The following is a 14978-nucleotide window of genomic DNA, read 5'->3' on the forward strand; positions in this document are numbered from 1 at the left end:
ACTGTTAGAATGTCCGTTACGCTTCTGTATTTCTAACAAGTTCATGGAATTATCCACGCTGTGTACGCCATCAGGGTTGAACGCTTATTTAAAAGGCTCTGAGCCCAAAGATCATGTCGTTGCCATCACGTCTCGTGTTGCCGCACGTCTATTGATGTTGTGCGGCTTGTTGTTAGCCACCGCCTGCCAACAACAAGATGACGGGAAAGTGCCTAACGGATTGGTATATTGCTCCGAAGGTAACCCTGAAAGCTTCAATCCGCAGATTGTGACTTCCGGCACCACCATTGATGCCACATCGCATCAAATCTACAGTCGCTTAATTGATGACAATACCAGTAGTAGTGACTTTATCCCAGCGTTAGCCAGCTCTTGGACCGTGTCAGATGATGGCTTAGTGTACGAGTTTGAATTACGTCATGGCGTTGAGTTTCACTCAACCCGCTTTTTTACGCCTAGCCGAGAAATGAATGCCGACGACGTGGTATTTTCCTTTTCACGTATCATCGATCCCGAAAATCCATTTCATCACACAGCGCTACGCGGTTTTCCATTCTTTGACAGCATCGGTTTCGATAGGCTAATCAAGCAGATCAGCAAAGTAGATCAGTATCGTGTCCGCTTCGAATTAAATTATCCTGATGCGTCCTTCCTCGCCAATATGGCGACAGATTTTGCCGTGGTGCTGTCTAAGGAGTATGCTGAGCAGCTGCTTGAACAAGGCACGCCTCAACTACTGGACACTAACGCCGTCGGGACTGGTCCATATCAGCTAGTCGAGTACGTTAAGAACCAATACATTCGCTACCGTCGCAACCCAGATTATTGGGGGCAACAACCCGAGTCAGAACAACTGGTATTTGATATCACGCCACGTAGCACTGTGCGCTTGTCCAAGCTGATAGTGGGCGATTGTAGTATCTCTGCGCTGCCCAAAGCAGGTGAGCTACAAGTTGCCAAACAACATGCTGATCTCGAAGTAGATAGTCGTCCAGGTATGAACGTGGCCTATTGGGCACTTAATACGAAGAAACCGCCTTTTAACGATGTACGCGTACGCCAAGCTCTGGCTTATGCCATAGATAAAAGAAACCTACTTAACGCCGTTTACCACGATACTGCCATTGTTGCAGCGGGTATCTTACCACCCTCCTCGTGGGCATTTCCGGATGAGAGTGTTGAGCTGCCATATAACCCCACCAAAGCCAAGAGTTTATTAGCCGAGGCTGGCATTAAAAATCTCACCATCGATATTTGGGCCATGCCCGTGGCACGCAGTTATAACCCTAATCCGCAAAAAACGGCAGAGTTAATTCAAGCGGATCTCAAGGCCGTGGGCATCCGCGTAAACATTATCAGCTTTGATTGGAGCGTATTTACCCAACGCCTCGCCAATAGCAACTATGACTCCGTACTGATCGGTTGGAGTGCAGACAACAGTGATCCTGACAACTTTTTCACGCCGTTACTCAGCTGTGGTTCGATTCAATCTCACAACAATTGGGCTAATTGGTGCAACAGTGGTTTTGATGCGCTATTACGCCAAGCCAAGAATGTTTCAAGCGAGCAAGAGCGCAAAGTGCTCTATCAAGCCGCGGAAGAGATTATCGGCCAAGAAGTACCCGTAATACCGCTTGCTTATGCGCAGCGTATGCTGCTCAAACGTAAAAATGCCCCGTATGTGCAACTGTTACCGTTTGGTGGCATCGCCTTTGATAATATCAGCCAGCCTGTGCCTGTTGGAGGACGCCAATAATGGGTCGTTACCTCGTTCGGCGTTTAAACCTATTCTTAGCCACAACATTGGCCTTATTTATCATTCTGTTTGTAGCTACCCGCTGGTTTCCCGCTGAGTTAAGTTACGCACTGAGCGGTATAACGTTACCAACCACGCAGCAGCAATTACAGATAGAACAAGATTACGCGTTACACAGCAATGTCATTAGTCAGTTCCTCGCTTACGTTGCAGAGCGCTTGAGTGGCAACTTTGGTATTTCGGTAACCTCCCACCAGCCGGTGTTAAGTGAACTTTCTGGCGTACTACCGCCCTCTTTTGAATTGGCATTTGTGGCAGGGGTTATTTCGTTATTATGCGGCGTACCATTAGGCATGTTATCGGCACTTAGCCGTAGCAAACTGGTGCAAAAGACTATTATGGCCGCTACCTTGACTGGCTATTCCATTCCAGTATTTTGGCTAGGGTTGCTGCTGTCGCTGTGGTTTGGTATCGAACTCGGTCTGTTACCGATTTCAGGGCAAATCAATTTGCTGTATCAAATCCCCAAAGTTACCGGCTTTATGTTGTTTGATACCTTGCTGTACGATGGCGTGTATAAATGGAACGCCTTTATGGACGTACTCGCGCATATTATTTTGCCAGCCTGTACTTTGGCAGTATTGCCATTCACTGTAGTGGTACGTATTACCCGTGCTGCCATGCTTAATGTGATGAGTCAAACCTATATTCGTGCCGCGGAAGCGCGCGGGCTGCCTTACCACACCATAGTGCTAAAACATGCGCTGCCAAATGCGCTTATCCCACTGCTGAAACACTTAGGCCTAATGTTGGGGCCATTTGCCAGTTACGCCATTGTAGTAGAAGTAATTTTCTCATGGCCTGGTATTGGCGCTTGGCTGGTTTCCGGCATTTATCAACGAGATTATACCGTCATCCAAGCGGGTATTTTCGCTGTTGCCTTGGTGATTATTTTCTTCAGCATCTTAATTGAGGTGTTATATACCGCGGCAAACCCAATGAGCAGAAAGGAAATGTATGGGACGAACTAAGCTTTATCTCGACGATGACATTCCGTCTCATAGCAAACGGGTTTGGCGTCTATTCGCAGCAAAGCCACAGGGGTTGATAGGCCTCTGGGGCGTAGCAATTTTGCTGCTACTAAGCTGTTTGGGCCCCTATATCGCTCCTTACGCAGCGGAATATCAAGATCAATCGGCGCTATTAATGCCGCCATCTTGGAGTAACCAAGGCGCCGTAAGTCATTTCCTTGGTACCGATGACCTAGGGCGTGATATTTTCAGTCGCCTACTTCATGGCGCGCAGTACACTTTTGGTGTCGCGCTATTGGTTGTCATTTGTGCGCTATTTGCTGGGGTCATTATCGGTTCCATCTCCGGCATGATGCGGGGATTAAAATCGAGTATTTTGGGCCACTTGCTAGATGCACTGCTATCGATTCCATCACTGTTAATGGCGATTTTAGTAGTGGCGATCACTGGCCCTGGGCTAAGCAATGTATTTTGGGCAGTGGGTATTTCACTGACACCGCAGTTTGTACGTTCAATCCATCAAACGGTACATGACGAATTGCAAAAAGAGTATGTCACCGCCGCTACGCTTGATGGTGCCAATCCGCTACAAGTGTTCTGGTATGTGATTATGCCTAACGTCTGGGATACGGTGATTATTCAGACCACATTGGCCATGTCTGCCGCGATTTTGGATATTGCCGCGCTCGGCTTCCTCAACTTGGGCGCTCAGGCACCAATGCCTGAATGGGGCGCTATGGTGATGCAAGGATTAGATAACTTTTTATTCGCGCCTTGGACAGTGACCATTCCAGGTATTAGCATTTTGCTCAGTGTGTTAGCCGTCAACCTCGTTGGCGATGGGCTACGCTCAGCTTTAGCACCGATGAGAAACTAGTTATGCCACTACTTGATATTCGCAACTTAACCATTGAGCTAGACACGCCGCAAGGCCCAGCGAAAGCGTTGGAGAAAGTCAGCTTAACGATCAATGCGGGTGAGATGCATGGGCTGATTGGCGAATCTGGTTCAGGCCGTAGTTTGCTGGCGCGTGCGATTCTTGGCATCCAAGATCCCAGTTGGCACATTACCGCCGACCGCATGATGTGGGATGGGCAGAACCTGATGGAGATGAGCCGCCTAGAGCGGCGCAGTTTGATGGGCGATGAAATCTCGATGATCTTCCAAGACCCGTCCGGTAGCTTCAATCCTACCTATACCATTGGTAAGCAGCTACTTGAGGCCATTCCGGTGAGTAACAAGTGGGCGTTTTGGCGTAATACGCGTGACAAACGCCTCACGGCACAAAAATGGCTACACAAAGTGGGAATTAAAAACCCACGCAAAGTACTTAATAGCTATCCGTGGGAATTATCTGAGGGTGAGTGTCAAAAGGTAATGATTGCCATGGCACTGGCGAAACAGCCGCGACTACTCATTGCCGATGAACCGACAGCATCGATGGAGCCGGCGACACAAGCGCAAATCTATCGGCTATTGATGCAGCTAAATCAGTTACAGAACGTGACCGTGTTATTGATCAGTCATGAGTTAGATACCTTAGCTAACTGGTGTAACCGAATGACCGTGCTTTATTGCGGTCAAGTGATGGAATCCGGCCCCACCAGTGAGTTGCTAGCACAGCCAAATCATCCATATACCAAGGCACTGCTGGATAACATGCCTGACTATAATCTGGCGGCTTTGCACAAAAAACTCATGCCTACGTTGCCTGGTTCAGTACCTGCATTACGCCATTTGCCAATTGGTTGTCGCCTTGGCCCTCGCTGCCCCGAAGCAAGACGCCAATGTGTAAATCAACCGTTACTGAGCCACTATAAAGATCGCTATTACGCCTGCCATTTCCCTTACCATACTGAGGTGCCCGATGACGACCTCCTTGCTTAAAGTTGTCAATCTGGAGAAACGTTACTTCGCTGGCTATCAAGGCTTTAAAGCACAGTACAACCAAGCCTTGCATCCGGTATCGTTTGAGTTACAACAAGGCGAGACGCTGGCGATCGTGGGTGAAGCTGGCTCAGGCAAAAGTACCTTAGCGCGTATCCTTGTGGGGGCTGAACGACGTACTGGTGGCGAAATATACTACCAAGCCCAACCTTGGGATATGAAGAACCTCAAACAGCGTTGCCGTTTAATTCGGATGATTTTTCAGGACCCAACGACCTCGCTGAACCCGCGTTTGACCATCGGTGAGCTGCTGCAAGAACCGTTGCGGTTTAATACCAACTTGTCAGAAAAAGCGCGTGAAGAACAGGTAGTGGATACTTTGCGAAAGGTGGGCTTGTTGGCTGAACATGCTGATTTTTATCCACACATGATTTCAGAGGGACAGAAACAGCGAGTAGCCGTTGCTCGCGCGTTGATGCTTAATCCTAATATCATTATTGCCGACGAAGCGTTATCGGCATTGGATGTATCCGTTCGCGCCCAGATATTGAATTTGTTGCTGAGCTTACAAAGAGAGCTTGGTCTGTCCTATATTTTCGTAAGTCACAATTTAAGCGTTGTAAGGTATGTGAGTGACAAGGTCATGGTGCTAAATAAGGGCGAGATGGTGGAATTTGCCCCAACGGAAACGCTCTTTACCGATCCGCAGCATGAATACACTCAACGACTATTACAAGAACACCTGCAGTTAACCCGTCAAAAGGCCTGATGTAACTGCTCCAACCACTCGGATAGTAGTACCAATTATTGCGGAATTACTTATCCTAGTGACAATTTTTCTGGAACAAAGTACACCATGATTATTAAACCGAAAATCCGTGGTTTCATCTGTACAACCACACATCCAGTTGGCTGCGAAGCCAACGTGTTAGAACAAATCAATTACACCAAATTACAGGGCAAGATCGCCAATGGCCCAAAGAAAGTGTTAGTTGTCGGTGCATCAAGTGGTTACGGACTCTCTTCCCGCATCGCCGCCGCATTTGGCTCTGATGCCGCAACTATCGGTGTATTCTTTGAGAAACCAGGCACCGAAACTAAGCCTGGTACTGCTGGTTGGTACAACTCTGCTGCCTTTGACAAATTTGCCAAAGCGGAAGGTCTGTATTCAAAAAGCATCAACTGCGATGCATTCAGCCACGAAGCCAAAGCCAAAGTAATTGAGCTGATCAAACAAGACCTTGGCGAAATCGACATGGTGGTTTATTCATTAGCCTCACCAGTACGCAAACTGCCAGACACTGGCGAGGTTATTCGCTCATCGCTGAAGCCTATTGGTGAGACCTACACCTCTACTGCGGTTGATACCAACAAAGACGTCATCATTGAAGCTTCTGTTGAACCTGCAACCGAACAAGAAATCGCTGACACGGTTACCGTAATGGGCGGTCAAGATTGGGAGTTGTGGATCAACGCACTGAGCGAAGCCGGTGTATTAGCCGATGGCTGCAAAACCGTTGCTTACAGCTATATTGGTACCAAACTCACTTGGCCAATCTACTGGCATGGCGCGTTGGGCAAAGCCAAAATGGATTTGGACCGCGCGGCACATGCACTGAACGATAAACTAGCCACTAACGGTGGTAGCGCTAACGTTGCAGTGCTAAAAAGTGTTGTCACTCAAGCGAGTTCAGCCATTCCTGTTATGCCGTTATATATCGCAATGGTATTCAAGAAAATGCGCGAAGAGCGCCTGCATGAAGGCTGTATGGAGCAGATCTATCGCATGTTTAGCCAACGCTTGTATAAAGCCGATGGCACCGCACCAGAAACTGATGCTGACAACCGTTTGCGTTTAGATGACTGGGAACTGCGCGAAGACATCCAACAACACTGCCAACAACTTTGGCCGAAAATCACCAGCGAAAACCTGAGTGAATTGACTGATTATCGTGAATACAAAGCCGAGTTTATCAAACTGTTTGGTTTTGGTATCGAAGGCATTGATTACGAACAGGACGTCAATCCAGAAGTGGATTTTGACGTTATCCAACTGTAATCACAATGCTAAAAAAACGCCGCTTTTGCGGCGTTTTTTATTTATGAGAGTAAATATTCCATCTATACTTGAGCTGGTTTACCCCTACTAGAGAGGACTCTAAATGAAAGTCAGCGCAAGAAACTGTTTAAGTGGTACTGTCAAAGCGATTGAAGTGGGTGCGGTTAACAATGAAGTGGTTATTGAGCTTGCTCCAGGCGTTGAGCTCACTGCGGTCGTCACTAAAGCATCAAGCGAAAAACTAGGATTAAAAGTAGGAGCGGATGCCTACGCGCTAATCAAAGCCAGTAATGTTATGATTGGTGTCGATGATTAATGGATTAAGTTGAGCAGTGCCCTTCGTGGCACTGCTTTTTAGAGATAATGACAACAGCACTCACTTGGAAATCTTTGCTCAATAAAGAGCGTAATCAACCCTACTTTCGCCAAATCCTTCACACAGTAAATGAGCTGCGAGCAGCAGGCAAAACTATCTATCCACCACAAGCAGATACGTTTAACGCCTTTAAGTTAACACCATTTGAACAACTGAAAGTCGTGATAATTGGACAAGATCCCTACCATGGTCACGGCCAAGCGCACGGATTAAGTTTTTCAGTGCCTTTTGGCATTAACCCGCCCCCATCGTTGCAAAATATCTTTTTGGAGCTGCAGCACACTGTTAGAGGCTTTAACATGCCCAACCATGGCAACCTCAACCATTGGGCTGAGCAAGGTGTGCTGTTACTCAATACCGTATTAACGGTGGAAGCGGGCCAAGCACACTCTCACGCAGAGCTGGGATGGGAACGTTTTACTGATACAGTGATAGCGCAAATCGACCAGCACAGCCAAGGCGTCGCGTTCTTATTGTGGGGCCGCCATGCTGGTGAGAAAACTGCACAAGTGAATAAGAACAAACACCTAGTATTGCGAGCGGCTCACCCATCGCCCTTTTCGGCCAATAAAGGCTTCTTTGGCTGTAATCATTTCAATTTGGCAAACGAGTATTTACGTCAGCAAGGTAAAACCCCGATTGATTGGCGCCTATAGCACCACTACAGCCTTGCGTACACAACATGCGAATGGTGAGTTTTAAGCTATGTAAATCAAAGGCTTTAGCTATAAAAAAACCGGCAATATATGCCGGTTTTTTCAACCAAAAGGTGATTAAGACGCTTCTGGATACGTGATTTCCGCTTTTGACTTCAACAACTCAATCAAAGCACGGTAATCCGCTTGGCTGTATTGGTTAGCAAGACGTTGTTGTAACCCGTTGACCAATTCATCAGGAACACTAGTGGGTGTAGTAACACTATCCACAATCACTACGGCATAGCCAGTAGCTACCTGGGTCACGTCTGCGGTTAGCCCATCAGCCGCCTTCGCCATTTTAAATGCTTGGCTTACGATAGCAGAATCAACATCGCTAGAGTTGCGAGTAACAGCCTTATGCGTTTCTAGCGCTACACTGGTATCGCCAGACTTAACGGCAGCCAATAACGCCTCAGCTTTGCTCTTAGCTTGCTCATTCGCTTTTTGTTGTTTCAGTGAAGCAGCAATCTGTTCCTTCACCTCATCAAACGGCTTCAAGCCAGCAGCTTCGTGTTGCTTCACACGAATGACCATAACGTCGTTATCAGCGACTTCCAACACGTTACTGTTCATGCCAGACAACACATCGTCAGAAAATGCCGCTTTTAATACGTCTGGTGTATTAAATGGCGCTGGAGCATCACTCTGGCTAAACAACGCTGAAGTCTGCACTGGCAACTGCACAGCTTTCGCAGCTTCTTCTAAAGTATCTGGTACTTCATAGCTGGTATCTGCTAGTTTAGGCTGCAACGTATAGAACTCATTAACTGCTTTATCCATTTTGATTTTCTGTACAATCTGCGCTTTCACAGAATCAAATGGAGCGGCGGCACTTGGTTGAATATCCAACAGTTTAATGATGTGGTAACCGTAAGGTGTCTTCACAACATCTGATACGTCACCTTTGTTCAGTGCGAACAACGCAGTATCAAATGCAGGATCCATCACACCAGCTTCAAACCAACCTAACTCACCACCTTTATCAGCCGTCAAAGGATCTTGTGAATTCTGTTTTGCCAGCTCGGCATAGTCAGCGCCAGCTTTCAGCTGCTTAACAATGTCTTCAGCTTTCGCTTTAGCGGCAGTATCATCTGTGGTGGCCTCAATGAGAATGTGAGCCGCTTGGCGCTTCTCTTTGGTTTGATAGTCAGCTACATGCTCATCGTAATAAGCCTTGGCTTCGTCATCAGTTACGTTCACCTTTTCGCTTAACGCTGCGGCACTCAGCTCGATATACTCGAGGCTAACCATCTCTGGGCGTTGGAACTGCAACTTGTTGTCTTCGTAGTATTTAGACACTTCGTCATCAGTAACACTAATATCAGCAACGAATGGTTCAGATGGAACCGTAGTAAAGCGGATATCACGAGTTTGTGCTTGCAGCTTAGCTAGAGCTTCGCTTTCACCTTTCAACGCAAAATCACTAGCAACTAAGGCATTGACCAACTGATTGCGGGTCATGTCGCCACGCATTGCATCGCGGAAGCTTGATACGGTGTAGCCCATTTGACGCAAAATGGACAAGTAACGATTATTGTCAAACACACCTGCTGTTTGGAATGCAGTTTCATTCCGAATTGCGTCTTTAATCTGTTCATCTGAAGCACGTAAACCAAGCTCATTAGCTGCTTGGTTAATCAAACGTTGGGCAACTAAGCGCTGCAGAACGCCCTGCTTCACACTGTTTAGGTAGCTTTCGTTAGCTGCCAGAGTGTCGAACATGTCCCCCAGCTGTTGTTGCAAGCGGTTACGTTCACTTTGGTACGCTTGTTCCAGCTCGGATTTAGAAATTTTTTCGCCATTAACGATGGCTGCAGCAGCTTCTGAGCTACTGCCCATGTAGCTACTGACCCCTGCAAATGCAAAAGACAGGATCACCAGCACCAAAATCACTTTGGCTACAATGCTCTGTGCTCCGTCGCGCAACTTATCTAACATCAGATATCTCGCTTATGCGATGTTGGTTAAAAAAAAGACGCATCTCATAATGGATGCGCCTATTGTTTTATTTACTGCAGTTTAAAAAACACTGCGTAATTGTTTTCTTGTCGGACTGCGCGTCCGGTAAAACGAATCGCTTTACGCCAACAAGTCTCAATTAGTTAACAGCATCCTTCAGCGCTTTACCAGCTTTGAATGCTGGAATTTTAGCAGCTGCAATTTTGATCTCTTTCCCAGTTTGTGGGTTGCGACCAGTGCGTTCTGCACGTTCACGCACTTCAAAAGTACCGAAACCAACAAGAGAAATCTTATCGCCTTCTTTCAAACCATCAGTCACAGCAGCGATAAAAGAATCCAGTGCGCGGCCGGCAGCGGCTTTAGAAATGTCGGCACCAGAAGCGATTTTCTCAATTAGTTCAGATTTATTCATGTCATCCCCTTGAATGTAGTTTTCGCGCCGCAACCAAGTCCTTCTCTCGAGCGGTCTGCGGAGGCTTTTATAACAAGCTTGATTTGAAAGTTCAAGCCCAGATGGAAAACCAAGTTTATGTATTTCGATACAGCTCAAAGCCAGACACCTCAAGGGCTTGAGCGGTCTGGCTCTCCACGGAACTTAGGCTATCACAGGTCGTGCTTTTGTTAAGCCCTTTTTTTCAGTTTTTTTTAGCGAAAGCTGTATTTTGTTGCGTTAGTCCAAATTTTTAACAACTTCAAAGCCTTTTACCGGCCTTTCCAGTGCCAAATTGAGAACTTCGTCCACCCAACGTACTGGTCTAATTTCTAAATCAGCCACTACGTTTGCTGGAATTTCCTCCAAATCACGTTCGTTTTCTTTTGGAATCAACACCAGTTTGATCCCCCCCCGATGGGCGGCTAGCAATTTTTCTTTCAATCCACCGATAGGTAACACTTCGCCACGCAAAGTAATTTCGCCAGTCATCGCCACATCAGCACGTACTGGGTTACCTGTCAGACTCGATACCAAAGCAGTACACATCGCGGCACCAGCAGATGGACCATCTTTTGGTGTAGCACCTTCTGGCACGTGTACGTGAATGTCACGTTTTTCGTAGAAGTCGCCATTAATGCCCAAATGCTCAGAACGTGCTCGAACCACGGTAAGCGCTGCCTGAATAGACTCTTGCATTACGTCACCCAATGAACCCGTATAAGTCAATTTACCTTTACCTGGTACAGAGGTGGCTTCGATCGTCAACAGATCACCACCGACTTCAGTCCACGCCAGCCCTGTGACTTGACCGATTTGATTGTGTGACTCGGCTTTACCGTAATCAAAACGTTGCACTCCAAGATATGACTTCAAGTTGTCTTGATTCACTTCGACATGTTTAACGCTCTTATCCAGCAGGATCTGTTTGACGACTTTACGGCAAATCTTCGACAGTTCACGCTCTAACGAACGTACCCCAGCCTCACGGGTGTAGTAACGAATAACACCAATAATCGCACTGTCATCAACAGTAATTTCACTGCTTTTCAAACCATTACGTTCAATTTGTTTTGGTAACAAGTGGGCTTTGGCAATATTCAGTTTTTCATCTTCGGTATAACCTGACAGACGAATCACTTCCATCCTGTCCAGCAACGGTCCAGGAATATTCATTGAGTTTGACGTGGCCACAAACATTACATCAGACAAGTCATAATCAACTTCTAGGTAATGGTCGTTAAATGTCGCATTTTGTTCTGGGTCTAATACCTCTAGCAATGCTGACGCCGGGTCGCCCCGCATGTCTGAACTCATCTTGTCGATTTCATCAAGCAAGAACAGCGGGTTTTTCACTCCCACTTTCGACATTTTCTGGATGATCTTACCCGGCATAGAGCCAATATAAGTACGACGGTGACCGCGAATTTCCGCTTCATCTCGCACACCACCTAAGGCAACACGTACATATTTACGGCCAGTCGCTTTAGCGATTGACTGCCCCAGAGACGTTTTACCCACACCTGGAGGACCAACCAAACATAAGATTGGGCCTTTCAGTTGTTTAACGCGGCTTTGAACCGCCAAATATTCCAGAATACGCTCTTTAACTTTTTCCAGGCCATAGTGGTCGGTATCAAGCACGGTTTCTGCTTTTGACAGATCGCGTTTGATTTTAGAGCGTTGTTTCCAAGGCACCGACGTCATCCAATCAACGTAACTACGCACTACGGTCGCTTCAGCGGACATTGGTGACATCATGCGCAATTTGTTTAATTCAGCTGAGGCCTTTTCTTTGGCATCAGCTGGCATACCCGCTTCTTCGATCTTGCGAGTTAAGACTTCAAATTCATCATGGCCTTCATCGAGATCACCAAGCTCTTTCTGAATAGCTTTCATCTGCTCATTCAGATAATACTCACGCTGGCTTTTCTCCATCTGCTTTTTAACACGCGAACGAATACGTTTCTCGACTTGTAGCAAGTCGATTTCCGCCTCCATCATCGCCATCAGATATTCCAAACGTTCGGCCACGTTTACCATTTCAAGCACTGACTGCTTGTCTTGCAGTTTCAATGGCATATGCGCAGCCATAGTATCCGCTAGTCGGTCGGCTTCTTCAATGCCGCTTAGCGATGTCAGTACTTCAGGTGGAATTTTCTTATTAAGCTTGATGTAGCCTTCAAATTGGCCAATCGCACTACGCACCAATACTTCTTCTTCTCGTTCATCCATCGGCTGAGATTCAAGGTATTCGGCGGTAGCAACAAAGTAATCATCGTCTTTAGTGTAGTTGCCAATTTTGGCGCGTTGACCACCTTCGACCAATACTTTGACAGTGCCATCGGGGAGCTTAAGTAGCTGTAAAATTGAGGCCACTGTACCAATATCAAAAATATCATCTGTCGTAGGCTCATCCATATCAGCATCGCGCTGAGCAACAAGAATAATTTGCTTATTCTGCTCCATTGCCGATTCTAAACAACGGATGGACTTTTCTCTGCCGACGAATAACGGAATTACCATATGGGGGTAAACCACCACATCTCGTAATGGCAGCACGGGCAATTCGATTCGCGCTTCTGATTCTATGGTCATAGCTTGATTCCGTTTCAGTTAATAGTATTACCTTGAGTATATTGGGACGTGATCTCAGCTTTCAATGCCCAAAATAAAAAAAGGAGCCGGTTAAGGCTCCTTATTTTTCAAACTGATACCTAAGTGCACAATTAATGTTCACCTGAGGCAACTTGTGACTCATTGCTTTCATAAATCAAAATAGGATCTGATTCACCGTTGACTACAGATTCATCAATCACCACTTTGGCAACACTCTCGAATGAAGGTAATTCATACATGGTGTCAAGCAAAATGGCTTCGACGATAGAACGCAAACCACGGGCGCCAGTCTTACGTGTCATCGCTTTCAGAGCAATCGCTTTCAGCGCATCATCACGAAATTCCAGCTCAACCTTTTCCATGTCGAATAAAGCACCATATTGCTTAGTGATAGCATTTTTAGGTTGTGACAGAATTTGCACCAGTGCGGCTTCATCAAGCTCGCCCAAGGTAGCAACCACAGGTAAACGACCGATGAATTCAGGGATCAAACCGAATTTCACCAAATCTTCTGGCTCTACTTGCAGCAAAGTGTCTGTGATAGTTTTCTTATCAGCTTCACCTTTAACAATCGCACCAAAACCAATACCGCTGCCTACGTGAGCACGCTGCTCGATGACTTTTTCAAGTCCAGCAAACGCACCGCCGCAGATAAACAGGATTTTCGATGTATCAACTTGCAAGAACTCTTGCTGCGGATGCTTACGGCCACCTTGAGGCGGCACCGCGGCAACTGTACCTTCAATCAGTTTCAGCAGGGCTTGTTGAACCCCCTCGCCCGATACGTCACGGGTGATCGATGGGTTGTCAGATTTGCGGCTAATCTTGTCAATCTCATCAATATAAACAATACCACGCTGCGCTTTTTCTACATCGTAGTCGCACTTTTGCAGCAGTTTTTGAATGATGTTTTCAACGTCTTCGCCCACGTAACCAGCTTCGGTCAACGTCGTAGCATCAGCCATGGTAAATGGTACGTCGAGAAAACGAGCCAGAGTTTCGGCCAGCAAAGTTTTACCACTACCGGTAGGACCGATTAGCAGGATATTACTTTTTCCTAACTCAACACCGTCTTTAGGACTTGGATACTTTAACCGTTTGTAATGGTTGTAGACCGCAACTGAAAGCACCTTCTTCGCTTTATCTTGACCGATAACATAGTCGTCCAAGTGAGCTCTTAACTCTTTCGGCGTCGGCAATTTTTCTTGATCGCGTTTCGGTGAGATATCTTTGATCTCTTCGCGAATGATGTCGTTGCACAACTCTACACATTCGTCACAAACATAAACGGACGGACCGGCAATCAACTTACGCACTTCGTGTTGACTCTTTCCACAGAAAGAGCAATACAGCAGTTTACCGTTATCACCGTTTTTATTGTCAGCCATTACTGTTCCTCATTTGCAGCACGCGCTACGTGCTGCTTAACACATCCTACTGAGCTTAGCTCAGAAAGTGGCATTTTTCAGCCTAAAACTTACTATTCGCGCTGTGAAATTACCGAGTCAACCAAACCATATTCTAACGCTTGGGTTGCACTCATAAAATTATCACGGTCGGTGTCACGCTCAACGACTTCCAGCGGTTGGCCTGTGTGTTCAGCCAACAAGCTGTTTAATTTATTTTTAATGCCCAAAATTTCTTGCGCGTGAATGGCGATATCAGACGCTTGGCCTTGGAATCCGCCCAGAGGTTGGTGGATCATCACACGTGCGTTTGGCAAACAATGTCGTTTACCTTTGGCACCACCCGCTAACAAAAATGCCCCCATGCTAGCAGCTTGACCAATACAAACGGTACTTACGTTTGGCTTGATAAACTGCATGGTGTCATAAATCGCCATACCGGCAGTCACAGAACCACCTGGAGAGTTGATATACAACGAGATATCTTTGTCTGGGCTTTCTGATTCAAGAAACAGCAACTGCGCCACGATCAGGTTAGCCATGTGCTCTTCTACTTGACCCACCATAAAAATGACCCGCTCTTTTAACAGACGAGAATAGATATCGTAGGAGCGTTCGCCTTTCGAGGTTTGTTCTACCACCATTGGTACTAGAGCATTCATCACTGACTGAGGTGTATGCATTCTGATGTTTCCCTAAATAAAAATGGCCCGCATGAGGGACCTCATACGAGCCATTATAAATGGCGACTGACGGA

Annotated in this window: 13 protein-coding genes; 8 read left to right on the top strand and 5 right to left on the bottom strand. The window is 46.6% G+C overall.

All coding sequences use genetic code 11. The features are described 5' to 3' along the window. Positions 1-154: 154 nt before the first annotated feature. The 8 genes from ACN0TT_RS09800 to ung all read left to right on the top strand — a co-directional run bounded on the left by ACN0TT_RS09800 (position 155) and on the right by ung (position 7765). The gene (locus tag ACN0TT_RS09800) at positions 155-1756 is read left to right on the top strand and encodes an ABC transporter substrate-binding protein (protein ID WP_417761998.1); all 1602 of its coding nucleotides are present in this window, start codon (positions 155-157) and stop codon (positions 1754-1756) included. Continuing rightward, positions 1756-2787 carry an ABC transporter permease subunit gene (locus ACN0TT_RS09805; RefSeq protein WP_417761967.1) on the top strand — a complete coding sequence of 344 codons (1032 nt, stop codon included), beginning with the start codon at positions 1756-1758 and terminating at the stop codon, positions 2785-2787. Before ACN0TT_RS09800 ends, ACN0TT_RS09805 begins: the two co-directional genes overlap by 1 nt. Continuing rightward, positions 2774-3664 (top strand): ABC transporter permease subunit, encoded by an 891-nt coding sequence (locus ACN0TT_RS09810; protein WP_417761968.1) that lies wholly within the window; start codon positions 2774-2776, stop codon positions 3662-3664. The genes ACN0TT_RS09805 and ACN0TT_RS09810 overlap by 14 nt, the downstream gene beginning before the upstream one ends. 2 nt (positions 3665-3666) lie before the next feature. After that, positions 3667-4674: an oligopeptide/dipeptide ABC transporter ATP-binding protein gene (locus ACN0TT_RS09815; protein ID WP_417761969.1), complete on the top strand. Its 1008-nt coding sequence runs from the start codon at positions 3667-3669 to the stop codon at positions 4672-4674. Continuing rightward, on the top strand, positions 4655-5443 hold the full coding sequence (locus ACN0TT_RS09820; RefSeq protein ID WP_417761970.1) for an ATP-binding cassette domain-containing protein: 789 nt from the start codon (positions 4655-4657) through the stop codon (positions 5441-5443). Before ACN0TT_RS09815 ends, ACN0TT_RS09820 begins: the two co-directional genes overlap by 20 nt. Before the next feature lie 87 nt (positions 5444-5530). Further along, positions 5531-6733: an enoyl-ACP reductase FabV gene (gene fabV, locus ACN0TT_RS09825; RefSeq protein WP_417761971.1), complete on the top strand. Its 1203-nt coding sequence runs from the start codon at positions 5531-5533 to the stop codon at positions 6731-6733. 103 nt (positions 6734-6836) lie between these two features. Then, positions 6837-7049: a TOBE domain-containing protein gene (locus ACN0TT_RS09830; protein ID WP_417761972.1), complete on the top strand. Its 213-nt coding sequence runs from the start codon at positions 6837-6839 to the stop codon at positions 7047-7049. Between the two features lie 47 nt (positions 7050-7096). Then, positions 7097-7765 (top strand): uracil-DNA glycosylase, encoded by a 669-nt coding sequence (ung, locus tag ACN0TT_RS09835; RefSeq protein ID WP_417761973.1) that lies wholly within the window; start codon positions 7097-7099, stop codon positions 7763-7765. 117 nt (positions 7766-7882) lie between these two features. Here the strand turns inward: ung and ppiD are convergent, their stop codons facing one another. The 5 genes from ppiD to clpP form a co-directional block, all read right to left on the bottom strand. Further along, a complete protein-coding gene (ppiD, locus tag ACN0TT_RS09840) occupies positions 7883-9745 on the bottom strand; it encodes a peptidylprolyl isomerase (protein ID WP_417761974.1) in 1863 nt (620 codons plus the stop codon). A 160-nt stretch (positions 9746-9905) separates the two neighbouring features. Continuing rightward, positions 9906-10178, bottom strand: coding sequence for a nucleoid-associated protein HU-beta (gene hupB, locus ACN0TT_RS09845; RefSeq protein WP_025010704.1), 273 nt, complete (start codon positions 10176-10178; stop codon positions 9906-9908). Between the two features lie 258 nt (positions 10179-10436). Continuing rightward, positions 10437-12794 (bottom strand): endopeptidase La, encoded by a 2358-nt coding sequence (lon, locus tag ACN0TT_RS09850; RefSeq protein ID WP_417761975.1) that lies wholly within the window; start codon positions 12792-12794, stop codon positions 10437-10439. Positions 12795-12925: 131 nt separating this feature from the next. After that, the gene (clpX, locus tag ACN0TT_RS09855; protein WP_417761976.1) at positions 12926-14203 is read right to left on the bottom strand and encodes an ATP-dependent protease ATP-binding subunit ClpX; all 1278 of its coding nucleotides are present in this window, start codon (positions 14201-14203) and stop codon (positions 12926-12928) included. A 92-nt stretch (positions 14204-14295) separates the two neighbouring features. After that, positions 14296-14904: an ATP-dependent Clp endopeptidase proteolytic subunit ClpP gene (gene clpP / locus ACN0TT_RS09860; protein WP_417761977.1), complete on the bottom strand. Its 609-nt coding sequence runs from the start codon at positions 14902-14904 to the stop codon at positions 14296-14298. Positions 14905-14978 lie beyond the last annotated feature (74 nt).

Origin of the sequence: Shewanella sp. (assembly GCF_048265805.1) — a bacterium.
Lineage (GTDB): Bacteria > Pseudomonadota > Gammaproteobacteria > Enterobacterales > Shewanellaceae > Shewanella.